The sequence below is a fragment of the Rhodococcus sp. 14-2483-1-1 genome (assembly GCF_002259335.1).
Lineage (GTDB): Bacteria > Actinomycetota > Actinomycetes > Mycobacteriales > Mycobacteriaceae > Rhodococcoides.
On the sequence record NZ_NPFX01000002.1, the window covers coordinates 345893 to 372751 of the forward strand.

General features: G+C 64.9%; 25 protein-coding genes. 11 read left to right on the forward strand and 14 right to left on the reverse strand.

Translation table 11 applies throughout. The annotated features are described in order from the left end of the window. On the reverse strand, nucleotides 1-1365 hold the full coding sequence (gene gabT / locus CH294_RS01465; protein WP_037149642.1) for a 4-aminobutyrate--2-oxoglutarate transaminase: 1365 nt from the start codon (nucleotides 1363-1365) through the stop codon (nucleotides 1-3). A gap of 129 nt (nucleotides 1366-1494) precedes the next feature. On the opposite strand from gabT, the gene CH294_RS01470 reads away from it, so the two are divergent. Continuing rightward, nucleotides 1495-2988, forward strand: coding sequence for a PucR family transcriptional regulator (locus CH294_RS01470; protein WP_094736777.1), 1494 nt, complete (start codon nucleotides 1495-1497; stop codon nucleotides 2986-2988). A gap of 52 nt (nucleotides 2989-3040) precedes the next feature. After that, entirely contained in the window at nucleotides 3041-3751 is a 711-nt protein-coding gene (locus CH294_RS01475; protein ID WP_094736778.1) for a YoaK family protein, read from the forward strand. On the opposite strand, the gene CH294_RS01480 is transcribed toward CH294_RS01475, so the two are convergent. Genes CH294_RS01480 through CH294_RS01490 form a run of 3 tightly spaced genes read right to left on the reverse strand, consistent with a single transcriptional unit; the run spans nucleotide 3748 to nucleotide 6895 of the window. After that, nucleotides 3748-5433, reverse strand: coding sequence for an NAD(P)/FAD-dependent oxidoreductase (locus CH294_RS01480; protein WP_094736779.1), 1686 nt, complete (start codon nucleotides 5431-5433; stop codon nucleotides 3748-3750). The two genes, CH294_RS01475 and CH294_RS01480, sit on opposite strands and share 4 nt — an antisense overlap. Then, nucleotides 5430-6266, reverse strand: a complete 837-nt coding sequence (locus tag CH294_RS01485) for a carbon-nitrogen hydrolase family protein (protein WP_094736780.1) — start codon at nucleotides 6264-6266, stop codon at nucleotides 5430-5432. Before CH294_RS01485 ends, CH294_RS01480 begins: the two co-directional genes overlap by 4 nt. Continuing rightward, nucleotides 6263-6895: an XRE family transcriptional regulator gene (locus CH294_RS01490; RefSeq protein WP_094736781.1), complete on the reverse strand. Its 633-nt coding sequence runs from the start codon at nucleotides 6893-6895 to the stop codon at nucleotides 6263-6265. Before CH294_RS01490 ends, CH294_RS01485 begins: the two co-directional genes overlap by 4 nt. 116 nt (nucleotides 6896-7011) lie before the next feature. On the opposite strand from CH294_RS01490, the gene speB reads away from it, so the two are divergent. Further along, nucleotides 7012-7971: an agmatinase gene (speB, locus tag CH294_RS01495; RefSeq protein ID WP_032405057.1), complete on the forward strand. Its 960-nt coding sequence runs from the start codon at nucleotides 7012-7014 to the stop codon at nucleotides 7969-7971. Nucleotides 7972-7975: 4 nt separating this feature from the next. On the opposite strand, the gene CH294_RS01500 is transcribed toward speB, so the two are convergent. Then, on the reverse strand, nucleotides 7976-8875 hold the full coding sequence (locus tag CH294_RS01500; RefSeq protein ID WP_032376565.1) for a universal stress protein: 900 nt from the start codon (nucleotides 8873-8875) through the stop codon (nucleotides 7976-7978). Continuing rightward, entirely contained in the window at nucleotides 8872-10314 is a 1443-nt protein-coding gene (locus CH294_RS01505; RefSeq protein WP_032405056.1) for an amino acid permease, read from the reverse strand. The genes CH294_RS01500 and CH294_RS01505 overlap by 4 nt, the downstream gene beginning before the upstream one ends. A 176-nt stretch (nucleotides 10315-10490) precedes the next feature. Between CH294_RS01505 and CH294_RS01510 the strand changes: the two genes are divergently transcribed. From CH294_RS01510 to CH294_RS01520, 4 genes are all read left to right on the forward strand, one after another. Beyond that, a complete protein-coding gene (locus CH294_RS01510) occupies nucleotides 10491-11705 on the forward strand; it encodes a helix-turn-helix domain-containing protein (RefSeq protein WP_032376564.1) in 1215 nt (404 codons plus the stop codon). Nucleotides 11706-11930: 225 nt separating this feature from the next. Then, nucleotides 11931-12086, forward strand: coding sequence for a hypothetical protein (locus CH294_RS27340; protein WP_165430199.1), 156 nt, complete (start codon nucleotides 11931-11933; stop codon nucleotides 12084-12086). After that, nucleotides 12083-13150, forward strand: a complete 1068-nt coding sequence (locus CH294_RS01515) for a TerC family protein (protein WP_032404759.1) — start codon at nucleotides 12083-12085, stop codon at nucleotides 13148-13150. The genes CH294_RS27340 and CH294_RS01515 overlap by 4 nt, the downstream gene beginning before the upstream one ends. Before the next feature lie 77 nt (nucleotides 13151-13227). After that, entirely contained in the window at nucleotides 13228-13776 is a 549-nt protein-coding gene (locus CH294_RS01520; RefSeq protein WP_037149645.1) for a DNA starvation/stationary phase protection protein, read from the forward strand. 66 nt (nucleotides 13777-13842) lie between these two features. Here CH294_RS01520 and CH294_RS01525 read toward each other — a convergent pair whose 3' ends face one another. After that, nucleotides 13843-14304 (reverse strand): hypothetical protein, encoded by a 462-nt coding sequence (locus CH294_RS01525; RefSeq protein ID WP_094736782.1) that lies wholly within the window; start codon nucleotides 14302-14304, stop codon nucleotides 13843-13845. Nucleotides 14305-14421: 117 nt separating this feature from the next. Here CH294_RS01525 and CH294_RS01530 point away from each other — a divergent pair, with 117 nt between their 5' ends. Next, nucleotides 14422-14619 (forward strand): CsbD family protein, encoded by a 198-nt coding sequence (locus CH294_RS01530; protein ID WP_027496220.1) that lies wholly within the window; start codon nucleotides 14422-14424, stop codon nucleotides 14617-14619. Between the two features lie 81 nt (nucleotides 14620-14700). On the opposite strand, the gene CH294_RS01535 is transcribed toward CH294_RS01530, so the two are convergent. Both CH294_RS01535 and CH294_RS01540 read right to left on the reverse strand, forming a co-directional pair. Beyond that, nucleotides 14701-15429 (reverse strand): EAL domain-containing protein, encoded by a 729-nt coding sequence (locus CH294_RS01535; protein WP_249304976.1) that lies wholly within the window; start codon nucleotides 15427-15429, stop codon nucleotides 14701-14703. Further along, nucleotides 15426-16682, reverse strand: coding sequence for a helix-turn-helix domain-containing protein (locus tag CH294_RS01540; RefSeq protein ID WP_094736783.1), 1257 nt, complete (start codon nucleotides 16680-16682; stop codon nucleotides 15426-15428). Before CH294_RS01540 ends, CH294_RS01535 begins: the two co-directional genes overlap by 4 nt. Nucleotides 16683-17037: 355 nt before the next feature. On the opposite strand from CH294_RS01540, the gene CH294_RS01545 reads away from it, so the two are divergent. After that, the gene (locus tag CH294_RS01545; RefSeq protein ID WP_032404755.1) at nucleotides 17038-18222 is read left to right on the forward strand and encodes an alpha/beta fold hydrolase; all 1185 of its coding nucleotides are present in this window, start codon (nucleotides 17038-17040) and stop codon (nucleotides 18220-18222) included. Between the two features lie 54 nt (nucleotides 18223-18276). Here CH294_RS01545 and CH294_RS01550 read toward each other — a convergent pair whose 3' ends face one another. Genes CH294_RS01550 through CH294_RS01570 form a run of 5 tightly spaced genes read right to left on the reverse strand, consistent with a single transcriptional unit; the run spans nucleotide 18277 to nucleotide 23346 of the window. Beyond that, nucleotides 18277-19299 (reverse strand): LLM class flavin-dependent oxidoreductase, encoded by a 1023-nt coding sequence (locus CH294_RS01550; protein ID WP_094736784.1) that lies wholly within the window; start codon nucleotides 19297-19299, stop codon nucleotides 18277-18279. A 33-nt stretch (nucleotides 19300-19332) separates the two neighbouring features. Then, nucleotides 19333-20163 carry a galactosyltransferase-related protein gene (locus CH294_RS01555; RefSeq protein ID WP_094736785.1) on the reverse strand — a complete coding sequence of 277 codons (831 nt, stop codon included), beginning with the start codon at nucleotides 20161-20163 and terminating at the stop codon, nucleotides 19333-19335. Then, nucleotides 20160-21164 carry a glycosyltransferase gene (locus CH294_RS01560; RefSeq protein WP_094736786.1) on the reverse strand — a complete coding sequence of 335 codons (1005 nt, stop codon included), beginning with the start codon at nucleotides 21162-21164 and terminating at the stop codon, nucleotides 20160-20162. The genes CH294_RS01555 and CH294_RS01560 overlap by 4 nt, the downstream gene beginning before the upstream one ends. Continuing rightward, on the reverse strand, nucleotides 21161-22270 hold the full coding sequence (locus tag CH294_RS01565) for a glycosyltransferase (protein ID WP_094736787.1): 1110 nt from the start codon (nucleotides 22268-22270) through the stop codon (nucleotides 21161-21163). The genes CH294_RS01560 and CH294_RS01565 overlap by 4 nt, the downstream gene beginning before the upstream one ends. Beyond that, entirely contained in the window at nucleotides 22267-23346 is a 1080-nt protein-coding gene (locus CH294_RS01570; RefSeq protein WP_094736788.1) for a glycosyltransferase, read from the reverse strand. The genes CH294_RS01565 and CH294_RS01570 overlap by 4 nt, the downstream gene beginning before the upstream one ends. A 129-nt stretch (nucleotides 23347-23475) precedes the next feature. Between CH294_RS01570 and CH294_RS01575 the strand changes: the two genes are divergently transcribed. Both CH294_RS01575 and CH294_RS27720 read left to right on the forward strand, forming a co-directional pair. Beyond that, a complete protein-coding gene (locus CH294_RS01575) occupies nucleotides 23476-24462 on the forward strand; it encodes a WcbI family polysaccharide biosynthesis putative acetyltransferase (protein ID WP_094736819.1) in 987 nt (328 codons plus the stop codon). Then, nucleotides 24459-26780 (forward strand): glycosyltransferase, encoded by a 2322-nt coding sequence (locus CH294_RS27720; RefSeq protein ID WP_249304978.1) that lies wholly within the window; start codon nucleotides 24459-24461, stop codon nucleotides 26778-26780. The genes CH294_RS01575 and CH294_RS27720 overlap by 4 nt, the downstream gene beginning before the upstream one ends. The last annotated feature ends 79 nt before the right edge of the window (nucleotides 26781-26859 follow it).

The following is a 26859-nucleotide window of genomic DNA, read 5'->3' on the forward strand; positions in this document are numbered from 1 at the left end:
TCAGTTCCCCTGTGCCACTGAGCGAAGCGCACCTTCGAGGACCGTGAGCGCGTCGTCCAACAGCTCGTCGGAGATCACGAGGGGTGGCAGCAGGCGGATGACGTTGCCGTAGGTACCGCACGTCAGCACGATGACCCCGGCCTCGAGTGCCGCAGCCGCAACGGCTTTGGTGGCCTCGGGATTGGGTTCGTGTCCACCGGGTACGACCAGTTCGACGGCCAGCATGGCTCCGCGTCCGCGAATGTCACCGATGATGGAGACGTCCGGAGTCAACGCGTGCAGCCGGTCGAGCACGATGCGTTCGATATCGCGGGCGCGGGCATTGAGGTCGAGCGTCTCCATCTGCTCGATCGACGCCAAGGCAGCGGCGCAGGCGACGGGGTTGCCGCCGTACGTCCCACCGAGTCCACCCGGATGCACGGCGTCGATCAGGTCGGCGCGACCGGTGACCGCGGCCAGCGGCATCCCGCCCGCGATGCCCTTCGCCATGGTGATCAGGTCCGGCACGACTCCCTCGTGCTCACTGGCAAACCAGGCACCGGTCCGGGTGAATCCGGATTGCACCTCGTCGGCGATGAAGACGACGTCGTTCTCGCGCGCCCAGTTCGCCAGTGCCGGCAGGAAGCCGTCGGCCGGCACGACGAAACCGCCCTCACCCTGAATCGGCTCGATGAGGATGGCCGCGAGATTGGCTGCACCGACCTGCTTTTCGATGACGGAGATCGCCCGTGCCGCGGCCTGCGCGCCGGTAACCGAGGAACCGTCGGAGTTCAGACCTTCGCGGAACGGGTAGGACATCGGGGCCCGATAGACCTCGGGAGCGAACGGCCCGAAGCCACTCTTGTACGGCATCGACTTCGAGGTCAGTGCCATCGTCAGGTTGGTGCGGCCGTGGTAGGCGTGATCGAACACGACGACGGCCGAGCGTCCGGTGGCGTGCCGAGCGATCTTCACTGCGTTCTCGACTGCCTCGGCACCGCTGTTGAACAGGACGGTGCGCTTGTCGTGATCTCCTGGGGTGAGTTCGGCCAACTTCTCGGCGACCGCGATGTAACCCTCGTAGGGCGCGATCATGAAGCAGGTGTGGGTGAAGTGGGCGACCTGATCCTGCACGGCGGCAACAACGGCCGGATTCGAAGCACCGACGGTCGTCACGGCAATTCCGGCACCGAGATCGATCAGCGAGTTGCCGTCCACATCGACGACGACGCCGCCGTCTGCGTCGGCCACGTAGACCGGCAGGGTGGACGCCACGCCTGCACCGACGACAGCCTTGCGGCGCTCCGCCAATGCCGACGACTTCGGTCCGGGGAACGCGGTGACGATCTTGCGCTCCTGCGGAAGTCGGTACTCGATCGAGGCCATGGTCGCACCTTTCGTCTGGGCTGTTTCAGCAAGTATGCGACTGCTCGATCGCCGGGTCAGTTGCCATTTCGTCCATCCCACGAGCCGATCACACTCCTTTTCGTCGACCCCAGGATTACAGTGCGACATGTGAGCGTGCAGATGTCCTGGCTGCTGAGGCAGCGACACCTTCGACTGAGTCATCGCGGCGGACCCGAGCGCAGTTCTGCGTCCATCACCTTCGCGCAGGCAACCGAGCTCACCGACCCCAGCCCCTGGCTGTCGGGCGGCGAGTTGATTCTGACGACCGGACTGGGCTTCGACTCCGACGGTCCCGCGCTCGGGACCTACGTTCGAACTCTGGCGGCCGCGGGTGTTGCGTGCCTCGGATTCGGAATCGGTTTGTCCCACAGCACGATTCCCCAGCATCTCCTCGCCGCCGCAGACGAGGTGGGCCTGCCGGTCGTCGAAGTTCCCTACGACACTCCGTTCGCTGCTGTCATCCGAGCGGTCATGAAGCGAATCTCCGAGCAGGAGTACGAGCAGGTCGTTCGCGCTGCGTCGGTACAGAACCGCATCACGCGGGCAGCGCTGCACGGCGGCGTCGACGCGATCGTCCGGGAACTCGCAGTTGCCACGTCGACATCGGTGGCACTGATCGGTAGGCGCGCCGAGTCGTTCCATCCGACGGACGCATCGAATCTCGTCGAGCAGGCCCGCGACATCGCTCGCAGCATCCGCCCGTCGGCGTCACCTGCCACGGTCTCGGTGAGCGAACCGGGTCGCACCGTGAGTCTGCATTCAGTCCCGATCACCGGCAGCGCACCGACTTTCCTGGCCATCCGCACCGCTGGACCGATGACCGGAGTCGAGCAGATCCTGCTCGGGCATGCCGTTTCACTGGTGACCCTCGAACTCGAGAAACCGGCGCGCCTGCGCGCCGAACAGTCCAGGCTCAACACCTTGGCGCTCGGGCTGCTCCTCGACGGGCATCTGACCACGGACGACGATGTGCACGTGCCCAGCTATCTCGCCGATGCTGCCGACGACGACTCGCACATCAGGGTTGCGGTGGTTCGCGGACAATCCGAGCGCATCGTCGACGCGATCGATGCAGAGTCTCGGCTCCGGGGGCGGCCCACCTTCGCCCGGACTACCGACATCGGCTGCGAGCTTCTGCTCCGTGGCTCCGACGACGCCACCTTCGTTGCACGCATGATGGATTCGTTACCCCGATCGACGTGCGTCGGCCTCAGTGCCCGCCTTCACATCACCGAGTCCCCCGCGGCGCTTCGACAAGCCTCGCTCGCCTGCGCGGCTGCCGGATCCCACGATCGAATCGTCGAATTCACCGGTTCGATGTTGCTGGCCTCCGAACCGGTGCAGGAGTCGTTACGAGCCATGGCAGCGGTGACCATCGCCGTGCTGGCCGAGTACGACCGCATCCATACCGCCGATCTGGTGGCGTCACTTCGGGCTTTCCTCGAGGCCAACGGGCACTGGGAAACCGCTGCTGCACAACTGTCCGTTCATCGGCACACGCTGCGAAACCGGATCACGCGATGCGAGGAACTACTCGCGGTGGATCTGACGTCCGCACGAGTGCGCGCGGAATTGTTGCTCTCACTCCTGGCATCGACGTGAATGGAACCAACTGTCGAGCTGTGATGGAAGGGCCCTGTGTCAAGATTTCTCGATGACCACGCCACGTCCTGAACCCCACATCGCTGTCGCTACCGCGAAGTCGGTTCGACTCGGGGTACTTCTGGCCGCAGTCGGCGGTTTTCTCGACGCCTACACGTACGTCACTCGCGGCGGAGTGTTCGCAGGTGCCCAGACCGGCAACGTGGTGCTGCTCGGCGTCGATATCGCCGGCGGGCGCTGGATCGACGCGCTGGCCTTTCTACCGCCGCTGGCGGCGTTCGTGCTGGGCGTCGCGACAGCGGAGTTCATCGCGTTGCCCGCGGTGGCAAAGGTCGTGCGGCGGCCGGTCCGTGCGGTACTCGTCTTCGAGATCCTCGTGGTTCTGGTCGTCGGATTTCTCCCGGCAACCGTGCCCGACGCCGTCGTCTCGGTCATCCTCGCGCATGTGGCCGGCGTGCAGGTGACCACCTTTCGCGTACTGGTGGATTCGCCTTTCAACACCACGATGACTACCGGAAATCTGCGCAGCATGGCGATGGCAGCATTTCACCGTGTCGTCGACCACGATCGCGAAGCAGGGACGCGGGCACGCCGGTTCGGTGCGGTGATTTCCGGGTTCCTCGGCGGCGCGCTGCTGGGCGCAGCTGCGGTCGAGCTGTTCGGACTGCGAGCGATCTGGGTCGTGGCTCTCATGTTGACGATCGCGTTGGCGCTGTTCGTGTTCGACGAGCGCGCACCGCGTTCGCTGCCGCCGAAGGGCTAATCCCCCAATCGAAGTGGCGCGATGGCCTCGAAGACGTCGCCCGGTCCCGGATTGCCCTCGGCGGACGAACCGCCCAGATGATGCACGACGCCCCACACTGCGTTCAGTGCCGTATGAATCGCACCTTCCGCCCAGCCCGCAGTCCACGAGATGTCGTCGCCGGCCAGGAATATCCCTCGGTGCCTGGGGTCCAGCTCGTCCTGCACGAAGTGGGTGAACAGTCGTTCCTGATACCTGTAGTGACCGGGCAGGTTCGCTTTGAATGCCCCCATGAAATCGCGTTCGGTCTCCCAGGACAGTGTCACCGGGGTCGAGATGATGTGGCTACGGAAGTCGACGCCGGGGTAGATCTCTTCGAGCGAGCGCAACATGATGTTCATCCGCTCGGTCGGGTCGAGGGCCAGCAGCTTGAGCGAATCGTCGGACCAGGTGTAGGACAGGCAGATCAGCCCCGGCTTACCCTCGCCTTGATCGAGTAGGTAGGTGCCGCGGCTCATTCGATCGGTCAGCGTCATGCTGACCAGGTCTCGCCCGGTGACCGGATCCTTGTCCTTCCAGAACGGCCGATCGACGAGTGCGAACACCTTGGTCGACCCCATGTAGTGGGTGCGTTCGATGGCGGTCCAGTGATCGATGGGAAACAGGCCGTCGTCACATCTCATGTTGCTGAGCAACATCCAGCTCTGAGCCGTCACGACGGCGGCCGCATAGGTGCGGATGTTGCCGCGGTCGTCGTGGATCGTGGTGCCGCCGTCGGTGCGCCTGATCTCGGTGACACGCGACATCGTGGTGCCGCCGTTCAGTGAGGCCACCGACGTGCCGGCCGGCCAGTGCACCATGTTCGCGGGCGAGTCGGTCCACAGCCGCATCGGCAGTTGCTGTGAGCCTCCGACAATTCCTCGATGGTGGTCGTCCGCTGCCGTGCTGACGACGCGGAGGATCTCGAGAATCGAGTTGGGATAGTCGGTGTCCCAGCCACCAGTTCCGAAACCCACCTGGCCGAACAACTCTCGCATCCGAAACGACGAGAAGTGCTCGGACGCAGCGAGGAAACCGTAGAAGGTCTGGTCGTCGAACTTCACGATCAGCTCGTTCCAGATCCTCTTGATCTCGGCCACGTCTCGCCTGCGAATGGCGCGCTGCAGCGGAACCAGCTCGGCGTGTTCCTCGAGCGTGCGGTTCCACGCGTCGGCAACCTCGGCGAAGATCGGCGGAAGATCGTCGAGCTTGCGCGCATAATGGCTCTCGCCCTTGAGGTCGATCACCGTACTCGGTGTCACCTCTGCCAACGGATTCGGAAACGGCGTCGTCTCGAGCCCGACGGCGTCGAGGTAGTGGAACAGCGTGGTCGACGACGGCGGAAACCGCATTGCACCCATCTCGGCCACCACCCCGGGGTGTCCGTCGAACGGCACCGAGCGCATTCGTCCGCCGATCCGATCCGACTCGTACACAACCGGTTCCAGCCCGAGCTTGAGCAGCTCGTGGGCGACGACCATGCCCGCGAGTCCGCCGCCGATCACGGCGACCTGAGTACCGAGGGCCGCGTCGGGAATGCTGCCGAGACCGGCCGGATGCGCGAGGTAGTCGTCGTACGCGAACGGGAAGTCCGGGCCGAACATGGTGAGCGGCTGTTCGTCCTCGGATTCGATCGAGCTGTCCGGGGTGACGGGTGTGGTCATCGGTCGGTCTCCTGCTCGGGCCGCGAGGACCCTGTCGGGTCGAGAACTGTCCGGTACAGATCATGGCGGCGATCGGCCAGATGGGTGTTGACGGAGCGGGATCGAGCGAGTTCGGCCGGATCCAAGTCCACCGTCAGCAACTCCTCGTGTGCATCTGCCCGGGCGATGTCGGTACCGTCCGGCGCGACGGCGCAGGTGAGTCCGCAGTACGTCAGGCTGGCCTCGGCACCGCAGCGATTCACGTAGGTGATGAACAGTTGACTCTCGTACGCCCTCGTCGGGACCACGTGAGTTGCGATGATCTCGAACGGCGTCATCAAACCGGTGGGGACGATCAACCATTGCGCTCCGGCATCGGCCTGCGCACGCACTGTTTCCGGGAATTCGACGTCGTAACAGGTGAGCAGGCCGCAGCGCAGACCTCCGAAGTCGAACTGCACCAACAGTTCCGGTCCAGAAGCGAAGTGCGTGCGATCGAGTTCACCGAACAGGTGGGTCTTGCGGTAGCGCGCGATCGACAGCCCGGATGCGTCGACCACCTGGACCGAATTGAACACGGATTCACCGCTGCTCTCGGGATACCCGTACACGATTGCGACAGCTCGAGATCGCGCGATCGCGGCGATGCGCTCGAAGATCGGACCGTCGAACGGTTCGGCGCGCTCCCGCACGAGATCTCCGATGTCGTAGCCACTGACCGACATCTCCGGGGTGACGAGGATGGACGCCCCTGCCGCGGACGCGCTCGCCGCGGCGGCGTCGATCGCCGCGAGGTTCGCCTCGACATCACCGGACAACTCCGGCCCTTGGAACAGCGACACGGTGACGGTCATGAGGAAAACTCCTGTTTCGTTGCAGGCAACTCCTCCGGCAACGCCGGGGCCAGTACCCACAGAACCTGCGCACCGCCGCTACCCTCGCTGCGAAAACTGTGCGGTCGCCTGGGCGAGAAGGTGAACGCATCGCCCGCCCCGAGCAGGACGTCGTCGCCGCCGAAGCCGCCGTCGGGGTCGGCCTCGAAGGTCACCCGCACCTCGCCGGACAACACGTGCACGAACGTGACGTCCAACGGCAGGGTGTACGCCTCCGCTCCGCTGCCGCCGCCCTCCTCGATGTCCCCCAGCAACACCTGGACGCGCCGTTCCCCCACCGGAGTCAACAAATACTCCGTCATCGCCTCGCCGCCGAAGACGATGCGCGGCAACGACTGTGCCCGTACGACGTCACCCGCCGGGGCATCGTCGAACAGGGAGCCGACCGGTACGTCGAGCGCAGCACAGACCCGCACCAACGACGCAACCGAGGCGTTCACCTGATCGCGCTCGAGCTTGGACAGGTACCCCTTCGTCACCCCGCACGTCTCGGCGAGCGCGTCCAGAGTCAACCGCTTCTTCTGCCGAGCCTCCCTGAGCCGCGCACCGATACGCGGTGCATCGCTGACGACCGACGTAGCAAGGGACACTGCTCTCGCCTTTCAGGAAACTCGTGTTGACAAGATCGAGCATCAGAGTAACGCTTGCCGGGCGAACTGGTCGACCCGACGTGACCGGACTCCTGAAAATTCGGAAGGATTTGTCGATGAACCCGAGCAATCCCGAGCACCCCCCGATCGGTCCGGTCGACGCCACCAAGGTCCCCCGCTTCGCCGAGCCGACCACCTTCGCGCGGCTGCCCCGTCTCGACGAGGTGTCTCGCGCCGACGTCACCATCCTCGGTGTGCCGTTCGATTCCGGCGTGAGTTACCGCCCAGGGGCACGTTTCGGCCCGGGTCACATCCGCGCAGCCTCGAAACTGTTGCGGCCGTACAACCCTGCGCTGAAGGTGTCGCCCTTCGCCCGTCAACAAGTGGCGGACTTCGGCGACATCGGGGTAAATCCGTTCGACATCACCGAGGCACTGACCACGGTGCACGACGCGGTGACGGACCTGCGCGCCGACGGCTCGTCGGTTCTCACCCTCGGCGGTGACCACACCATCGCACTGCCGATCCTGCGTTCGCTCGCGCGCGACCACGGGCCGATAGCAGTGCTGCACTTCGATGCTCACCTCGACACGTGGGACACGTATTTCGGTGCGCCCTACACACACGGGACGCCGTTCCGACGAGCCAGCGAGGAAGGGCTCATCGACCTCGAACGCTCACAGCACATCGGCATCCGCGGCCCGCTCTACAGTGAGCAGGACCTCGAGGACGACCGGGTGCTGGGCTTCCAGGTGATCCGTTCCGACGACTACGAGGTCGACGGCGTGGCCAGCATCGTCGAGCGGATGCGTCGTCGCCTCGACGGTGGCCCGGTCTACGTCTCGGTGGACATCGACGTACTCGACCCAGCACACGCTCCCGGCACCGGCACTCCCGAAGCCGGGGGAATGACCTCTCGCGAGCTGTTGAACACGCTGCGTGGACTTGTCGGACTGAACGTGGTCGGTGCCGACATCGTCGAGGTCGCGCCTGCGTACGACCACGCCGAGATCACCGGAATCGCCGCGGCTCACGTGGCCTACGAACTGCTCTCGGTGCTGGCCCTCAACCGATAGAACGTCACCGACGCGGCAGCACCAGGATCGGTACCGGTGAGTGACGAATGATCTTCGTTGCCCGCGAACCGAGGAACACCCGAGCGATGGGCCCCAACGGTCCGGACGATCCGATGGTCAGTACTTCGCCGTCCTGCCAGTGCAGTTCGTCGAGGGCTTCGCGCCAACTCCCGGCCGTGGCCAACTCGGTGGTCACCTGTTCGGCCGGAAGTCCCACCGCAACAGCGTCGTCCACCGCCGCAGTGAGTGCCTCGCTCAGCCCTCGGGCGAGCTCGGCGGCAACATCGTCCTCGGCTCGCAGTCCGACCTCGGGTGGGTACATCGTTGCCCCGCGGACGACGAACGACGCCAATCGCAGTGGAATGCCGGCATCCCTGGCCAGCTCTGCGGTGGGTCCCACCACACGCGAGGCCTCGCTGTCACCGGAGAAAGCGCAGGTGATCCGCGTCAGCGTCGCACGTTCACGCATGCGATAGCCGCGTGGAGCGAGCGCTACCGTCACCGGTGAGGAGTGCAGGAGCTTGTCCGCGGTCGACCCGACGACAACTTGCCCGAGCGCCCCGTCCCCCGAGGAACCGAGCACCAGAACCGAAGCCGAAAGGTTCTGTGCCGCTTCGGTCAACGCCGTCGATACCGAGCGGTGTGCCAGACGATGGAACGATGCTGCGATGTCGGGGGCCCGGTCCTCCAGGTAGTGGCGCGCCTTCGATTCCGACTCGGCTGCCGTCACCGCCGCCCAATCCGCGAACTCGGCATCGACGCGTGCCATCGACGGCGTGGACCACGGCTTGGGCACCACCGTCGCAACGTCGATGTCGGTACCCGACGACCGCGCGAGTTGGGCACCGAGATCGAGGGCACCGACACTGCCTTTTCCCGGCGCGAAGGCGATCAGAACGCTCATTCCGCGTCCTTTCCAACCGATCGGAGCGCCGAATGATGCCGACCCCACAGGAAGTAGAACGCGAGAACCACGGCGAGCCAGAGACCGAACCAGAACCACGTGGTCCACCGCAGACCCGACAGGATGTACACGCATGCGGCGACCGACAACACCGGCGTCACCGGGTATCCCGGCACCTTGAACGGACGCTCCAGGTCCGGCATCGTCCGACGAAGCACGACCACCCCGATCGCCACGACGATGAACGCGACGAGCGTTCCGATCGACACCAGATCGGCCAGCTTGTCGAGCGGAATGAACGCAGCGAGTATCGAGATGATCACCGCGACCACGATCGTGTTGTTGACCGGGGTGTGCGTGCGCGGACTGACTTTGGCAAACGCCTTCGGCAACATGCCGTCTCGGCCCATGGCGAACAGAATGCGAGTCTGCCCGTACATCGTCACCAGGGTCACCGAGAAGATCGAGATGACCGCGCCGGCAGCCAGAATCGTTGCCGGCCAGGCCTGCCCGGTGACATTGCGAAGAATCTCGGCCAAGCCGGCTTCCTCCTGACCGGCGAAGGCGGTCCACGGCTGAGTCCCCAGCGCTGCCACCGCGACCACGAGGTAGAAGACGATGACGACGATGAGCGCAGCAATGATGGCCCGCGGCATGGTCTTCTGCGGATTCTTCACCTCGTCGCCCGCGGTGGACACCGCGTCGAGTCCGATGAACGAGAAGAAGATGGTGCCTGCGGCAGCGGTGACACCGGCGGTACCCAGCGGCATGAAATCGGAGAAATTCCCTGAATCGAAGGCGGAGAATCCGACGACCGCGAACAGGGCGAGCACACCGAGTTTGATGACGACCATGACCGCATTGACTGCAGCGGATTCACTGGCACCGCGAATGAGCAGCACGGCGCACAACACGATCAGCACCACCGCGGGCAGGTTCATGACCCCGGGGTCGGCGTCACCCGGTGCAGCGGACAACGCATGCGGGATGGTGAAACCGAAGAGGTTGTTGAGCAGCTCGTTGAGATACCCGCTCCACCCCACGGCGACGGCGGCACTCGACACCCCGTACTCGAGCAGCAGACAGGCCGCGACCCCCATCGCGACCACCTCACCCATCGTCACGTAGGCGTACGAGTAGGTCGAGCCGGAAACCGGCACTGCCGATGCCATTTCGGCGTAACAGATAGCGGCGAGACCGGCCGCGATACCTGCCGCCAGGAACGAGAGGATCACCGCGGGACCGGCCTCGGGCACGGCGAGCGACAGCACGAAGAAGATACCGGTGCCGATGGTGGCACCGACGCCGAACATCGTCAGCTGGAACGTGCCGATAGTGCGTTCGAGCCCCCCGCTGCTGTGCTGTTCGGGGTCCACGATCGGCTTCTTGCGTAGCAGCTGTGATCGAAGACCCGATGCAGGTCTGTTCGACGAAGTCATGGTCGGCTCTCCCAACGTGGAGGCGAACGTGCGGATCGGCTGATTGTGCTCCCAGATAGTGCCTGCCGCACATCGAACACGCCGCGAAATCTCTCGATTCAAGCAGCGACTCGTTTCGGGACGGCCACTGTGATGCCTACCATTGACCTTCGATCGAATGGGAGACGAGCGAACACATGGCCACACAGGAGGGCGGGGCACGGCTCGACACGGTCGCAGCGCTGGCTGCGTCGGACGCAGGCGGCCTCGACGTCGTGTTCCTCGGAAACTTTCTCGATGTCCTCACCGACGCGGTGAACGCCGGCGTCCCGCTCAGACGACAACAGCTCAGACCGTTCCGGGCACAGGGTGATGCTGCCGCGCGCGCCGGAGTCGCATTGCGCGCGCTTCTCGACATGTATCTGTCCTCGGCATGGCGACTGTGGCGAGAACTGCCCGCAGTGACGGCAGCCGCCGACAATCCGGCCGGCGTAGTGACGGCAGGCGAGGTGATGCTGCGGGCCGTCGACGACGCAGTGGCCGAACTCGCCGAAGGGTTTCAACTCGCCCGTCGCACGCTCGTTCGTGCCGAGGTACTCGCCCGCCGCGAGTTCGTCGACGATCTGCTCTCCGGAACGTCCGACGTCGCCGGGGTACTCGGACGCGCCCAGACATTCGGACTTGACCTGTCGAGTCCGCACGCGGTTGCGGTGGTCACGTCGAGCAAGCCGTTCACCGACGCGAGCTCGGCGATCGGACTCGTCGAGCGCAGCGTGCAGGGCAGCAAAGGTGACGCCGAGTTGCTCGTCGCAACCAAGCAGGGCCGGTTGATTCTGGTCTTTCCCGCACCCGACCGCGAGGCCGTCGAGCATGTTCTCGACAGGGCGGGACGTGTCCTCGGTACGTCCGCGCACACCCCGACCGACTCCGTCGACCTCCGTCGCGACGGCGAGTACGGCAGGACGCAGATCGGGGTCGGTCGCCCACGCGGAGGAGCAGGGGGCGTGGCCGCGTCCTACCGGGAGGCGCTCGATGCTCTCGAACTGGCCTCCGCGCTCGGACTCGATACCCCGGTGGTCGATGCCCGAGATCTGCTCGTCTACCGAGTTCTCATCAGTGACCGGGCCGCCATCGCAGATCTGGTCGACACGTTGCTGACGCCGTTACTGGTCGCCCGCGGTGGTGCAGGTCCGTTGCTGGAAACGTTGCAGGTGTACTTCGACACCGGCGCGAACTCTGCGTCCACCGCGCGGCGCATGCACTTGTCGGTGAGGGCGGTCACGTACAGATTGTCGCGAATACATGATTTGACCGGTCAAGATGTGGGCAACCCCGTCGAGGCATTTGCGCTGCATACAGCCGTACTCGGTGCCATGCTGCTCGACTGGCCGGGCGGTCGCTTGCCGTCATGACAGGTACAGTCGACCAACTTGCCGGGTTCCGGCAAAGAATTCCGACGAAACATGTCCGCAAAACGACCCTGCCTGCATGAACCTGAACAGTCACACTGGAGTAGTCGCGGTCGGACCCACCAGTCGTGGGGCCCCGCGGAAAGACCCACGATTCCCGTCGAGCAGAACGCTCGGCCAGAACGCCACCGGGATCATAGGAACGAGAACGCAAGGAGCATGTGACAGATGTCGTCATTGGTACAGAAGTTGACCACATTCGCTCGCAGCCCACAGGGCAAGAAGATGGTCGACCAGGCACGTAGATACGCAACCAAGCCGGAGAATCAGGCGAAGTTGAAGCAACTCGGTAGCAAATTCAGCGGTAAGGGTGGTCGTTCATGAACGTCGTTCCGTGGTGGGCGTGGGCGGCTTTCGGTGCCGTCGTCCTCATCCTGCTGGCAATAGACCTGCTTGCGCACCGTGGTGCTCACATCATCGGCTTCAAGGAGGCCGCGTGGTGGAGCGCTCTGTGGGTCGGCGTGGCCATCATCTTCGGCATCGTCGTGTTCTTCACGCTCGGCACGACTGCCGGCGTGGAATACACCACGGCGTGGTTGCTGGAGAAGAGTCTGTCCGTCGACAACCTGTTCGTCTTCGCGCTGATCTTCGGCTACTTCAAGGTTCCCCGTGAGTACCAGCACCGCGTGCTGTTCTTCGGTGTCATCGGTGCCCTGGTCTTCCGTGCCATCTTCCTGGCCGCCGGTGTGGCCATCGTCAGCAAGTTCGCCGCCGTTCTGTTCGTCTTCGCAGCCATCCTGCTCTACAGCGCGTACAAGTTGATGAAGGACGAGGACGACTCGTACGACCCCGGCACCTCCATCGCAGTGCGCTTGCTCAAGAAGATCGTCCCCGTTCAGGACGAGTACTCCGGTACCAAGTTCTTCGTCAAGGAAGCAGGCAAGCGGGTGGCCACGCCGCTACTCGCCGTCGTAGTGGCGATCGAGGCCGCCGACCTGGTGTTCGCAGTCGACAGCGTTCCCGCTGTTCTGGCCGTGACCGACGACCCGTTCATCGTGTACTCCTCGAACGCGTTCGCCATCCTCGGACTGCGTGCCCTGTACTTCTTGCTCGCAGGGTTGCTCGAGAAGTTCCACTACCTGTCCAAGGGTCTGGCAATCATCCTCGCCTTCATCGGCGTCAAGCTGATTCTCCAGGCCGGACACAAGGTGATCAGCACGTCGATCCCCGAGATCCCGTCTCTGGTCAGCCTGGTGGTCATCATCGTGGTCCTGGCAGGCTCGATCATCCTGAGCCTGAAGAATCCCCCGGAGGAAGACAGCGCCGACGCGATCGACAGGGCCGCGGCCGACAGCCCGATCGTCGACCCGACGGACGGAACATCCACCGCCGGCTCCTCGTCGACGGGAACGTCGGGTACGGATTCACCGAGACTCGACAAGTCCTAGCACCGCACGACACATGCCCCGCCGATCAGTTCGGCGGGGCATGTTTGTGTTCCGGGGCGTTGGGGCAAACACTGATCATGGCTGAAAAGAACTCGTACACCGTTCCCGGACTCACCTCGGAAAAGGGCGCGCGCGTCGCCGAGATCTTGCAAGATCGACTGAACGCGTACAACGACCTACACCTGACGCTCAAGCACATTCACTGGAATGTCGTCGGACCCAACTTCATCTCGGTACACGAGATGCTCGACCCGCAGGTCGAGGCAGTGCGCGGTTTCGCGGACGACGTCGCCGAGCGCATCGCAACCCTCGGCTCCTCGGCCAAGGGCACGCCCGGCACCATCGTCTCCGAACGTAGCTGGGACGACTACTCGATCGGACGCGCAACGGCCATCGAGCACCTCGGAGCTCTCGATCTGGTCTACACCGGCGTCATCGAGACCACTCGCAAGAACATCGAAGAGGTCGGTGACATCGACCCCATCACCGAGGACATGCTCATCGGCCAGAGCGCCCAGCTCGAACTGTTCCACTGGTTCGTTCGCGCGCACCTGGAGAACTCCGGCGGGCAGCTGTCCACCGCGAGCGCAACCAGCGAGGTCGACGCGGCAATTCAAGCAGGCTAGACCTTCTCGACACCAGCACCGACCCCGCCGTCACCGGCGGGGTCGGTGCTTTTTGTCCGAGTGCCGTCAGTCGGACGGCCTGGCCTCGTGCCCGCGGCGGCCATGGGTACGACGCTGCTCTTTCATCTCTGCCTCGAAGATGTGGCGGCGACCGTCGAGCAGTTCGTCTCGCACCGCCCGCTCGTGTTCGCGCAGCGGACTCCAGTAGCCGTCGTCGAATTCCTCGACGAGCTGGAACGTCCAGCGTCCGGGTGCGATGTTCCTGCCGATCATGTCGTCGCCGATTCGCTGGGCGATCGCATCGTGATCTGCTTCGGCGAGTGCCTCGACGGCTTCTCCGAGCAGCAGGTCGGAGTGGCCCATCAGTTGATGGAACGAATAGAGGTGCCCGCGGGCCCGCTCGACGCACTCGAGCGCCTCGGACATCTTGCCCACCGCGGCCACGGTCGCGTCGTTCACACCGCTCGGACGCCGATGCTCCGGAGACGGTGTCTCGTGGGCGGGCGTGGCGTCGCTGTCTGAGTTCATGGTCGACGGTTACCCGGATCGCATCCGTACAACCGCACCCACAACGGGGATTACCGCGTCCGATCGTGGGTATAGCTCTCTGCGAACAGGTAGGACAATCTATTTCGAGGAGTTCACATGGCTGATTTCATCGACAAGGCAAAGCACAAGGCCGAAGAGCTGGTGGGCGAAGCCAAGGAAAAGATCGGCCACAAGACCGACAACGACGATCTTGCTGCCGAAGGCGCAAAGGATCAGGCTTCGGGTAAGACCAAGCAGGTCGGCGACGACGTCTCCGACGCTGCAGGCAACATCAAGGACAAGTTCACGAACTGATTTTTCGGTTCGGTCGACCAAGACCCCGCATCTCGAGCTGTTCGAGATGCGGGGTCCTTGGTCTGTGCCCCATCACCGGCGTCAGATCGGCGGATTCGGGAGCGGCATCGGCCGGCCGAACAGCCAGCCCTGCCCCAGGGTCGCGCCCAATGCCATGGCACGACGCAGATGCCGACGAGTCTCGATTCCTTCCGCCAGCAGAGTTGCGTCGCTCGTGTGCAGATAATCTCGCACCTGCCGCATCGCAGTACGCGATCGGTACGGCGACCGGACGATCGACGCGTCGAGTTTGACGATGTCCGGCGCGACCGACGCCAGCAGACCGAGTGTCGCCGGGGTCGCACCCACGTCGTCCATCGCCACCGACATCCCGCGTGCGCGAGCACCTCGAACCAGCGCCATCAGCATCGGTACGTTTCGATCGAGGTCTCGCTCGGTGATCTCGAGGACCACGTCGAGATCGTTGCCGATCGCATCGAGGTGGATGTCGACATCCCGTTCGTCGACGAAGCAGCCCGGCTCGATGTTGAGGAAGAATCGCACTCTGCGTGAGTACGCGCGCTCACGAGCCGCCCGCAACGCGGCCGCCCGGCATGCGACGTCCACACGGCCCACCATGCCGCGCTCGCGGGCGAGGGCGAACACGGCCTCGGGAACGGCCAGGCTGGGAGAGGGCCACCTGGCGAGCGCCTCGTAGCCGACGACCGCCCCGGTCGACAGTTCGACGACGGGCTGAAACATCGCAGCCACCGACTCGACCGAATCGAGCGCCGCCGATGCTGCCAGCACCGCGCCGTCCGACACGGTCACGATATTCGCTCGTCCACCGGCGCGCGGCGTGCCTCGAGGCGGTCGGCGATCAGAGCCGCGTGTAGTCGACGCAATCCTGACGGCTTCATCGGATCCAGTCCGGTGAGCTGCTCCACACGCTTGAGTCGGTAGTCGACCGTGTTGGGGTGCACCGTGAGCCAGGTGGCCGTCTTCTTTCGGTTGGAGTCCGATTCGACGAAGGCCTGCAGCGTCGGCAACAGATCGACCGAATCGCGTAGCGGATCGATCAGCGTCACGAGGTGCTTGCGGCCCAGACCCGGCCTGCTCACCTGATACTCGAACACCAGATCCGCAATCCGATACGTTCCCGGCGAGTATCGCAGCCGACGAACGAGACTCAGCAGCTCGTACAGATGAGGTGCGGTAGCAGCGATGTCGTCGATCGCTGCCGACGCAGTGGTCGCGGTAACGGCCATCTGCCCGCCGTCTGCGAAACGACCGACCAGTTCGTCGACGTCGACACCGGGAATATCGGGCAGCAGAACGGTTCCACCGGTAGCGCTGACGGATGCGATCGGCGCACAGTCCGCGTCCAGCGTTGCCAGAGCACCATGGATTCTGCGCAGTTTGCGGGCTGCCATCATGCCTGCGTCACTCCGGCGGGCACCATCGTCGGCGTGGGCCGGGAAGTGCAGAGCCACCACGTGATAGTCCTCGGCGAGCAGTGCGCCCATTCGATCGGCGATCTTGCGGGCCGTCCCGTCGCCGGTCAGCAGCGCGTCGAGCAGTTCCGCGTCGTGGCGGGGACCGTTCTGCGTCAGTGTGCGAAATTCCGCGAGGTAGGCATCGGAGACGGATTCGGTGACTGCGTCGAGGAGCTCCATGATCAACACGGTGCCGTCGACCATCGGAGCATCGGCGTTCTCGTCGACCGAGCGTGGGGCAGTGCGCAAACCCAGTGCGCAGCCCTCGTTGATCGCGTGCTGGATCCGTCCGAGCGGGACACCGTCGCGGGCCCACCTGGTTGCGGCATCACGAAAGATGTCCATCGCACCCGCTATCGGTAGACGGCCTGATTCCAGGACCCCCGTTGCCAGTTCGCAACAGGTGGTCGTCATGTCGTCGAGCTCACCGCGAGCACAGTCCCGGGGCGGTGGAGTGTCCTCCGGCTCCCCGATGTCCTGATCCAACATCCGGGCTGCCGTCTCTCGCGGCGTCCGCAAGCGATCGGATGCACGTCGCCCGCCCACGTAATCCTCCTGTGGCACGCGCACGCTCTCTGTCGTGGTCACCCGACTCCACCCCTCGCACTCGAAACCCGTAACAGGTTGGTCTGTCGTATCGGCTCGGCACCCACCCGCTGCGGCATCGACCCCGTGCGTCGCTCTCTTCTGCACCCGCTGAACTACCGAACGGAGAAGCGAACACACGAACCGTAGAACAATAATCAAACCTACGGATTGTTTTGGTCAATATATCCGGCATCGCATCCTGAATCGAGGTGGCCCAAGTCACTTGTGACGTCATCTCACAAATGACGCAGCGGTTACGGGCAGATTCCAAACGCCAGGCCGGAGGCCGTAATCGACCGAAATCCGCGCCTACTGTTCCGGCTTGTCCAACAACCCTCGTCGAAAGTCAGGCTCCATGACCACTTCTCGGTCCACTTTCCGCGCAACACGGAAAGCCACCACTGTGCGCGCTGCAATGATCGCGGCAATGGCGTGCTCGCTTGCCCTCGGTACCGGTTCGGCAGCACTTGCCGCTCCCGCCGCTCCCGCTCCGCCCGCCACCGTGCAGGGCGAGGACGTCATCCCGCCCGCACCGACCGAAGCGTCACCCAAGGCCTCCGACCAGGGCATCGTTCCTCCGAGTCTCGACTCCGCTCTTCCTGCGACCAGCACCTACGATCCGAAGACCGAGACGAAGGGCTACGGACCGGTATTCACCAACTTCCTCGCCGGCTTCCTGTACAGCGTCGTCAATCCCGACGTGGCACCGCAGGGGGCCAACGACTGGAACTGCAAGCCTTCGGCAGCGCATCCGCGACCGGTTGTCCTGTTGCACGGCACCTGGGAGAACGCGTTCAACAACTTCGCTCGGATGTCGCCTGCGCTGAAGAAGGAGGGCTACTGCGTCTTCGCCCTGAACTACGGTGACACGGACTCCAGCGCCATCGGTCACATCAAGTCGCTGCGCGGCACGGACTCCGTCGCTTCGAGCGCCAAGGAAATCGCGACCTACATAGACGCAGTTCGGGCCGCTACCGGCTCCGCTCAGGTCGACATCGTCGGTCACTCTCAGGGTGGCCTCGTCACCCGTCAGTACCTTCGCTTCGAGGGCGGTGCCAACCTGGCCGATCCCACCAAGAACAAGGTGAACACCGTCGTCAGCGTCGCCGGCTCGAACCACGGCACCACGCTGGTCGGAATCGGCACGCTCGGTCGCACCATCAACAATCTGGGTCTGAACGTGCTCGGCGTCGTCGGTGCGATCGCCGGCCCCGCTGCCTCCGACCAGGTCATCGACTCTCCGCTGGTCAAGGCGCTGGCTGTCGGCGGTGACACCGACCCCGGTATCAAGTACACCGTGATCGGCACCAAGTACGACGAGGTCGTCACCCCCTACAAGACGACGTTCCTCACCGCAGGCCCCGGTGCCACGGTCAACAACGTCACCCTGCAGGACGGCTGCGGAATCGACCTGTCCGACCACCTGTCGATCTCCGTCTCGGAGCGCGCGATCGGAATTGTGAAGAACGCACTGGATCCGAAGGGCTTCCCCACGAAGTCGATCCCGTGTGCGTACAACTCCCCCATCACCGGCGGATAGTCACCCCGCTCAGCACTCACCGATGAGGACGATCGGCCGTACGGTCGATCGTCCTCATTGCTGTGCCGGCCTCCACCCCAGGGCCGGACCCAGCTCGAGTGCCATGTCGGTGAGGATCTGTACGTAGTCCTCGTGGTCGAAGCTGAACGGCAGAGCGAACGCCACCTCGTCCACCTCACGAAACGACTTGTTGGCATACAGCTGCTCGGCAATGTGATCCGAGGTACCGACGAGGTCGGGTGCGAACATCATCCGCGCCGGGCCCTGCGGCTCGTGCGTGCGCGCCGATCGGGCCCGCGCATACTCCTCGTACTTGGCGACCTGAGTGGCACTGGCGTTGTCGGTCGGAATCACGACCAGTCCCTGCGACACCCTCGCATCGCGCCCTGCCGGGTGGAACTGCCGGAACGTGCGGATGTGCGAGAGCTGAATCTCGTCGAACTCGGTCGACTCCTCGGCGCGCACCACGCTGCTCACCAGAAGATTCATCTCGTTCTCACCAGCCCACTGCGCCGAGCGAAGGCTTGCTCCGCCGTACCACATCCGACTACGCAGACCGGGCGAATGCGGTTGCACACGATCGGAATACGATTCGATTCCTTCTGTTCCCGCCCACGTCGACGCCGGCTCACCGGCCACGAAACCGAGCAACCTCGATACCCGTCCGTACCCGAAATCCTCGTCGTTCGCGGTGTCGGGATAGAGCGAGTGCTTGACGCGCTCGAACTGCATCGGTGGACCGACGCTGACACCGGGATTGATCCGTCCTCCCGAGAGCACGTCGACCGTCGCGAGATCCTCGGCCAAGCGCAGCGGGTTCTCCCAGCCCAACGGGGTCACCGCCGTACCGAGCGCTACCCGGTGGGTGCGCTGCGAGGCCGCGGCCATCACAGCAATCGGTGAAGAAATTCCGTACTGCAGATGTCGGTGGCGAAGCCACGCACTGTCGAAGCCCAGGCGCTCGCCGAGTTCGATGATGCTCAACGTCGATTCGTGCCCTCGCGCGGGATCGTCTTCGTCGAACAACCCGATCGTGAGGAAGCCGAGCGAGCGCAGCGGCTGAGAAGGCTGGGGCACTGGCTTACTCCTCGGTCCGAATGTTCGACCAGCCTAGGCGACGTGACCGGATGTGCGCCGAATCCCGGAGTCGCCGAACTCGATGAGACCGCGGGCCGCGAACGCGTCGAGCCAACCGACCATCGGCCACCGACCCCATCGATCGAAGAACCTACGCGCGTTGGCAACGATGTCGTCGAGATGCTCCACCGGAGGATCGGAGACCGGATGCCACTGGTGATACGCATGCGCCCCGCCCACCCACCGCAACCCCATCCCCGACGCCACCGCGGTGGCAGCGAAATCGGTATCCTCGCCGCCGTAGCCGGTGTAGTCCTCGCAGAAACCACCCAGTTCGGTCCAGGTCTGCGTGGTGACGGCGAAGGACAGCGACCAGAAGAGGTCGAAGTTGTCCCCGTGTGCGACGGTTCCGGCCGGCGGATTCGGGCGCGCCGGATGTGGCGCGGTCAGTGCCGCCAGAGCCAGGCCCTCGGTACCGACGTCGCGTTGTTTCAGGTAGGTCACCGGACCGCACAGCAGGGATCGTTCGTTACCCGGAGCGGCTGCCACACAACGGTATTGCTCCAACAATCCTGGCCCCGGGATGCAGTCGACGTCGAGGAACACCAACAACTCCGCGCCGCGGTCGACTGCAGCAGCAGCGCCGAGGTTGCGCGCACGGGCCAGCGGTAGCGCGCCCTCCACGGGAATCTCGATACATGTGGCGGCCGAACCGGTCCGGGTGAGTACGTCGGCAATTGCGTTGTCTCCCATGGACACGACGATGTGGTCGACCTGTTCCGCGGTGGAAAGTCGCAGACCGCGCACCTGAGCGCCCAGGTGCTCGTGTCGCCCGGCCACCACGGTGACGACCGCGATCTTCACTGCCGACTCCGTAGAGGAACGGACTGCTCGATGGCCCAGGCGGCTCTCTCAGGGGCACCATCGGTGCGCAGTGCCGACCACCGAGCACCCCCGAGATCGAGGGCGCGATCCGCTGCGGCCTGCCACCGGGCCACGGACGGCCATGTGTCGAGCACCTCGGCGATCGATCCGTCGGCCAGGGCCCGTCCGGTGGCCGACTGCTCGCCGAAGGGCCGGACCTGCGGCACGACGACGGCGGGCGCACCCGACGCGGCGACGTCGGCGACGGCGTTCTGCCCGGCGTGTGTGACGACGAGAGCGGCCGAACACAGCACCGGCCACACGTCGTCGATCCAGTCGCCGCCTGCGACGCCGAGGGCGCGAAACTCGAACCGGTCGTCCACCGCGGACCACGAGTCCACCAGATCGCGGGTGAGCGACGTACCGCCTGCCGCACCCAACACCACAACCGTCGGATCGCCCGAACGCGAGGTTCGCTCGCGTCCGGCGAATCTACTGATCGATCCCGAGAACGTCGTCTTGTCCGCGTACGGCAGCAGCCAACCGGGGTCGTAGACCTCGCGTGACCACGGCGCGAGGATGTGTGTCGCTGCCCGGTAGGCCAGACCATGGATCGGATCGGTGCGCTCCCCCGGGATTGCCATGACGATCACCCGAACTCCCATGAGACGCAGGAACATCGCCACTTCCACCGATACGTCCACCACTACCGCCGACGGTTTCTCACGCGCCACCCACTGCGCGACGATCGCCATCCGCTCGGTCAGACCGTCCACGTCGTGCGGTGCCCAGTGCAGCACTCCGCCCGCCGAACCATCCTGTGCCACAACGTCTGTGGACTCGTCCACATCGAGGGGTAGCGAGAGCCACTCGGCCGCCGCATGCCCCGGAGGTCGAGGCCTCGAGGACAGAACGGTCATCGGTTCCGACATGGAGCGTGCGATGGCGTCGGCACGGGTGACGTGACCGACCCCGTGATGGTGCGCGTAATAGCCGATCATGCGATCGCGAGCCGATCGTCGACCGGGTCTGCGACCGCCTGGAGCGTCGAGCGGTACAGGGCCTCGTACTCGTCGACCATCCGATCCATCGAGCACACCGCTTCGGCGCGTGCCCTGACGTCGCTTCTCTTCAGAGCAGCTGCCCGAGGGATCGCCGCGGCGAGGCCCCGAACATCGTCGGCCGGTACGAGTACTCCCGACGACGCGTCGACGATCTCCGGAATGCCGCCTCGTGCGAACGCTGCGACGGGAGTGCCGCAGGCCAGCGCTTCCGCCACCACCAGGCCGTACGGCTCGGACCACACCGGCGACACCAACGCGACCTCGGCGCCGGCCACCAACGCCGCCAACGCAGGCTGGTCGAGGTGCCCGACGTAGCGAATGTCCTCGTCGAGCAACGGTTCGACGACGTCGTGGAAGTAGTCGAGGTTACTCAGCGGACCCGCGATGCGCAGCGAGCGTCCTGCTTGCTTCGCAGCGGCGATGGCAAGGTGCAGTCCTTTCTCCGGAACGACCCGGCCGGACCACACCACGTAATCGCCACCACTGCCGAAGGGCCACTCCTCCAACGAAATTCCGTTACGAATGACGACAGTGCCGGTAGTGACATCGGCCCATTGCGAGGCTGCGAACTCACTGACCGCGGCAAAGGTGTTGGCCCCGGCAGGGGCCAGCGCCACCGCCGACTCCAACCATGCGAACGGCGGTGTGTGCAGAGTCGTCACCATCGGCACCGACAACGTCGAGGACATGGCCAGCGGCAGGTAGTGCAGGCTGTGGTTGTGCACGATGTCGAATGACTCGGACAACGTCCCTGCCAGTTCCATCATGACCGCAAGATAGGCGTGGTGTTCGCGAATCGCGGTCGGAGTGATCGCGACGTCGGCAATGGATATCGGCGTCAGATCCAGTGTTCGGACCGGTAGCAGCGTCGCGTCCAGATCGACGCTCGAGCCGTCCGCTGCGAACAAACTCACCCGGTGCCCGCGCTCGGTGAGCGCACGCACCAGGTTGTAGACATGCGCCTCCAGACCGCCCGCGAAAGGCTGGGCCACCGGAAAACTCGATGACGCCAGCACCGCGATGCGAAGTGGGTTCTCGTTCAACGCATCTCCTTTGTCACTGCTGAATAGATTGCTGCGTGGGTTTCTGCGATCGTTCGTCTCTGCTTCGCTCGGACGTCGCGATCGAGTGCGGGCGTTCGATCGTCGTGCGCTGCCTGCACGGCCGCAACGAGGCCGGCCGCATCGAATGAGTCGATTCCCATCCGGAAGCTGTGCACCGGGGCTTGGTCTGCATAGAAGCCACAGTCCGACGCGACCACGGTCGTCCCGAGATCGCGGCATGCCTCCAGCCAGCCCGAGTGGGTGCCGAATCGATACGGCAGCAACGACACGTCGATCTCGGTGAGATAGTCCCAGAGCGCGTCGTCGTCGAACCGCTGGTGCACCCGCACATCGACGTCGGGAAACGTGTTGTAATCCAACAGCTTTGCGCCGACCGTGGGGCTGTACCAGTGGCTCGTGGACTCGAAGACATCCTGGTCGATATCCAACCGAACCGTCGCGTCGGGCAGCGATCTCGCGGCCTCGATCACCGCGTCCATCACCGCCAGCGGGTCCATGTTGGATCGTAGGTTCTTGGCGTGGACACCGATGACGAACGAGTCCGACCGGGGGCGGGCGCGGTTCATTCGCTCGAGCGGCACCACGTGAGGATGCTCCACCACGCCCGCGCGCACCCCCCACCGGTCGTGGATCCAGGCGGCCGCGCCCTCGGTCAGGGTGATCACCGCATCGGCCCCGCGAACCAGGACGTCCAGTTGCCGCAGATGATCGGTGTTGTCGGCGACATGGGGATTGTGCAGATCGTGGACGGTCAGAACCAACGCCTGACGGTGGGCACGTAGGTGTTCGACGGTGCGAGCGAGCTCCTCGGGACCGAAGGACTCGAACCCGAAATGCACGTGCAGAACGTCGAACTGGACGTCGGTCTGCTCAGCGAGCCACTGTGCATCGAGCAGCCGCGGCGGCCACCACTGCCCGGGCACATCCACGCGGACGGGTGGAGGGTCGGGTAGCAACGTGACGGACTCGAGGGTGGATACCGCACCGTCGCCGAGCACCGGCTGCAGGTGCTGAACGTAGACGTGCGAGGACGGAACCGAGGCAACACGAATCATGACATCCTTCGGGTACAGGCAGGGCAATCGTGCCTGGTCCCGACACGCGATACGTGTCCAGTACCCACTTTCTTCCGGGTTCAATCGGGGTTGGCGCAGCAGGTCTTCCGGGGCTACGTTGACGAGGAAATGGTCCACTACGAACGAGCACACGACGTCGGGGCAAGCATGGACGGGCGCACCCGCCACTACGGCGAATTCTACGAAGTAGCCGAACGACAACAGGGCCGTGACGCCCCTGAACACGATGACCGGCCGCTCCTTCTGGTCTGGGGAAATTGTCAGGCCGAGGCACTGCGTATTCTCCTCGATTCCGATCCGGCCATGCCGCTGCGGACGGTGCGCGTACCACCCGTTCACGAGCTCGAGTCCTCGGACCTGCCCTATGTCGACCGGCTCGTGCGCCAGGCGTCGGTCCTTCTCACACAGCCGGTTCGGGCCGGCTATCGTTCGCTACCGCTCGGAGTACCCGATCTTGCCGAGAGCCTGCCGCCCGACGCCACCGTCGTGCGGTGGCCGGTGCTCAGATATGCAGGGCTGCATCCCTTTCAGGTGATCGTTCGACATCCGAGCGATCCTGCCGCCGTTCCGAGCCTGGTGCCGTACCACGACCTGCGCACGATACTTGCCGTTGAGAGCGGACTCGGCGAAGACGACGACTGGGACCGCTCCGTCTCGGACGACGGTCTCCGACACGCAGCCGAGTCGAGCCTCGACGAGTTGCGTCGGCGCGAGAGGCGAGATACCGACATCGCCGCGGCCGATTTGTTCGCCGATGCCGGGCGCGCTGCCACCCACACGATCAATCATGCGACCAATGTGGTGTTGATTGCGCTGGCACAGCGGATTCTGGACCAGCTCGGCACCGGCTGCACCGCCGCGGATCCGGGCCGTGAATTGCTCGGTGGCGTCCGGGCACCGGTCGAGCGACGAGTACTCGACGCACTCGGTCTCGACGGCGATCCCCGGCCCGAGTGGACGGTCGACGGCACGCCGCATTCATCGAGTTCGGTGCACCGTGCCCATCTGCGTTGGTATGCAGCTCATCCAGAATTCGTCGATGCGGCGCTGCAGCGGCACTCGGAACTGATTCGCATCCTGGAGCTGGTGCCGTGACCCAGCCAGTGCACCATCTGGTCATCGGCCCTCCTGAGCACGGAGTAACTCGTTGCGCGCGCGAACTGGCCTCTGCGACAGCCAGTCCGGTGATCTCGAGCTTCGAAGATCTGCCCGTCGACATTCCGATACACGTGCATTTCACCGACCGGCTGTTCGGCCGAACCGCGGGTGAGGCCGCAGACGTGTTCGTCTCCACGGTGGAGCGGCACCGAGCTCCGATCACCGTCACACTGCACGACATCCCGCAGGCCTCGGATGGAACCGCGTTCGAAGCGCGAACGACATGCTATCGGCGGGTGATGGACTGCGTGTCTGCAGTCGTCGTCTCCAGCATGCACGAGCAGCTGCTGCTCGACGACGTAGCGCACGACCGAATCGACACTCGCGTCATTCCGCTACCGATCCACAGTGCTACAGCAGAACCCGGACCGCGCGACGCCATGCGCAACGTCGTCGGCGTACTGGGGTTCGTGTACCCGGGCAAGGGGCACGAGGAAGTACTGCAGGCCATGAGATCTCTCGACACTGCTGTCGACTTGCTGTCGATCGGATCCGCGTCGCCGGGCCACGAGACCATGATCGACGAACTCACCTGTGCCGCTGCTCGACTCGGCCGTTCGTTCGACTCCACCGGGTTCGTTCCCGACGCCGACCTCGACGAACTCCTTCGGTCGATCGCGATACCCGTCGCGTTCCACCGGCACCTGTCGGCATCCGGTTCCATCAACTCCTGGATCGCGGCAGGCCGCAGGCCGCTGGTCCCCCACGGTCGGTACGTGGACGAGATCGAGGCCAATTCTCCGGGGACACTCTGGATCCACGAGAACTCCGTCGACGGCCTCGCTGCCGCCATGATCGAGGCGCTGGATCATCCCGAAAAGACCTGGCAGCAACCCGGCGTAGTTCCCTATCCGACACTCCACCAGGCAGCGACGCTGTACTCCGCACTGTTTCGCGAACAGAGCGCGCTGGATGCGCAGGAGCTGCCCGATGACCGCTGGGTGGTACCGGGCAATCGGTGGGACCTGGTGCCACCCGTCGACCGGCACCCGTCGGTGTCGGTGGTGATCCCGTACTTCGAGCAAAAACGCCGGTTGGAGTTGGTTCTGACCGCGCTCACCGCACAGACGTATCCGGCCTCTCGCATCCAGGTGATCGTGGCCGACGACGGGTCCCCCGTAGCGCCCGACGTCGATGCCTTTCGTTCCGCGCTCGATATCACCGTCGTACGACAGGCCGATCTCGGGTTTCGTGCGGCAGCGGCTCGCAATCTCGGCGCGTCGGCCGCCCACGGTGAGATTCTGTGTTTTCTCGACGCGGACACCGTTCCCGAGCCCGGGTACATCACGGAATCGGCCCAGCTGCTCGCGGCCCTGCCCGACGCCCTCGCCGTGGGGCGGCGACGCCACGCCGATCTGGCAGGTTGGGCCGCACAGGATGTAGCGGAGTGGTTCGGGGGGCGAGCGGCCGGACCGCCGGAGTTGACGGAACCGCTCTGGCTCCGAGACGGATACGCGCACTCACGCGACTTGCTCGACGCCGATCGACGCTCGTACCGGTACATCATCAGCGCCGTCATGTCGTGCAGCCGTGACCTCTTCACGGAGATCGGCGGATTCGACGAGAGCATCGTCGGATACGGCGGCGAGGACTGGGACTTCGCGCACCGCGCCTACGATGCCGGTGCCGTCCTCGTACACCTGCCGCGCGCAGTCGCCTGGCACGACGGGCCGGAATGGGCCGAGCGGACGGGCGGAGACCGCGAACGCAAGAACCTGGAGGCCATGATGTTGGCCTCGCGGATCACCGACCCGGCGGCGCGCACCCACGGTCTGCTCTACGCCGTGCCCGAGATCGTCGTGGTCGTGGATTCCGCAGGACACACCTCGGCGTCGCTGCTGAACACCGTCGGATCCGTTCTGCGCGAACGAGATTGCGTCGTGTGGATTCACGGCACCGACGCAGCCGAATTGCGAAGGCCGTGGGGGGACGTCGATCCTCGGGTGAAGCAGGGGCAACCGAGCGGTACCGGCCGCAGCCACGCCGTTGTGCAGGTGCGCGGCCAGGTGCTGTTCGGCGATCAGGCTCTGCGTCGACTGCTCGCCACCGGGGCCGATCGGATGACAGTGGACGTCGGGGGTACGGGAGTGGTCGAATTCAGCACTTCGCGCTCGAATGCACGTGCGGCGCGGTGGGCAGCGGCCCTGGAGCGCACACCGGAGGACGTGGCCGACGCGTTGTTCGGCCGCACGCACCGCACAGGTGTCGAATTCGGGTTGTCGATCGGCGAGCGGCAGCCGAACCTGGCCTGGTGACAGGTAATGCCGTGTCGGAGCGAACGATTCAATGAAGGTCGATGGAAAGTACGAGTCGAGGCTCGTCGGGACGAAGTGA

Coding starts and splice junctions, on each gene's coding strand:
- CH294_RS01485 (WP_094736780.1), bottom strand. CDS start 6,266: ATGACCGTCACCGTGTCGCTGTTCCAAGGGCCGGAGTTGTCCGGTGAT.
- CH294_RS01530 (WP_027496220.1), top strand. CDS start 14,422: ATGGCTGATTTCATCGACAAGGCAAAGCACAAGGCCGAAGAGCTGGTG.
- CH294_RS01560 (WP_094736786.1), bottom strand. CDS start 21,164: ATGATCGGCTATTACGCGCACCATCACGGGGTCGGTCACGTCACCCGT.
- CH294_RS01525 (WP_094736782.1), bottom strand. CDS start 14,304: ATGAACTCAGACAGCGACGCCACGCCCGCCCACGAGACACCGTCTCCG.
- CH294_RS01500 (WP_032376565.1), bottom strand. CDS start 8,875: ATGAGCGTTCTGATCGCCTTCGCGCCGGGAAAAGGCAGTGTCGGTGCC.
- speB (WP_032405057.1), top strand. CDS start 7,012: ATGAACCCGAGCAATCCCGAGCACCCCCCGATCGGTCCGGTCGACGCC.
- CH294_RS01520 (WP_037149645.1), top strand. CDS start 13,228: ATGGCTGAAAAGAACTCGTACACCGTTCCCGGACTCACCTCGGAAAAG.
- gabT (WP_037149642.1), bottom strand. CDS start 1,365: ATGGCCTCGATCGAGTACCGACTTCCGCAGGAGCGCAAGATCGTCACC.
- CH294_RS01570 (WP_094736788.1), bottom strand. CDS start 23,346: ATGATTCGTGTTGCCTCGGTTCCGTCCTCGCACGTCTACGTTCAGCAC.
- CH294_RS01515 (WP_032404759.1), top strand. CDS start 12,083: ATGAACGTCGTTCCGTGGTGGGCGTGGGCGGCTTTCGGTGCCGTCGTC.
- CH294_RS01505 (WP_032405056.1), bottom strand. CDS start 10,314: ATGACTTCGTCGAACAGACCTGCATCGGGTCTTCGATCACAGCTGCTA.
- CH294_RS01545 (WP_032404755.1), top strand. CDS start 17,038: ATGACCACTTCTCGGTCCACTTTCCGCGCAACACGGAAAGCCACCACT.
- CH294_RS27340 (WP_165430199.1), top strand. CDS start 11,931: ATGTCGTCATTGGTACAGAAGTTGACCACATTCGCTCGCAGCCCACAG.
- CH294_RS01480 (WP_094736779.1), bottom strand. CDS start 5,433: ATGACCACACCCGTCACCCCGGACAGCTCGATCGAATCCGAGGACGAA.
- CH294_RS01475 (WP_094736778.1), top strand. CDS start 3,041: ATGACCACGCCACGTCCTGAACCCCACATCGCTGTCGCTACCGCGAAG.
- CH294_RS01510 (WP_032376564.1), top strand. CDS start 10,491: ATGGCCACACAGGAGGGCGGGGCACGGCTCGACACGGTCGCAGCGCTG.
- CH294_RS01575 (WP_094736819.1), top strand. CDS start 23,476: ATGGTCCACTACGAACGAGCACACGACGTCGGGGCAAGCATGGACGGG.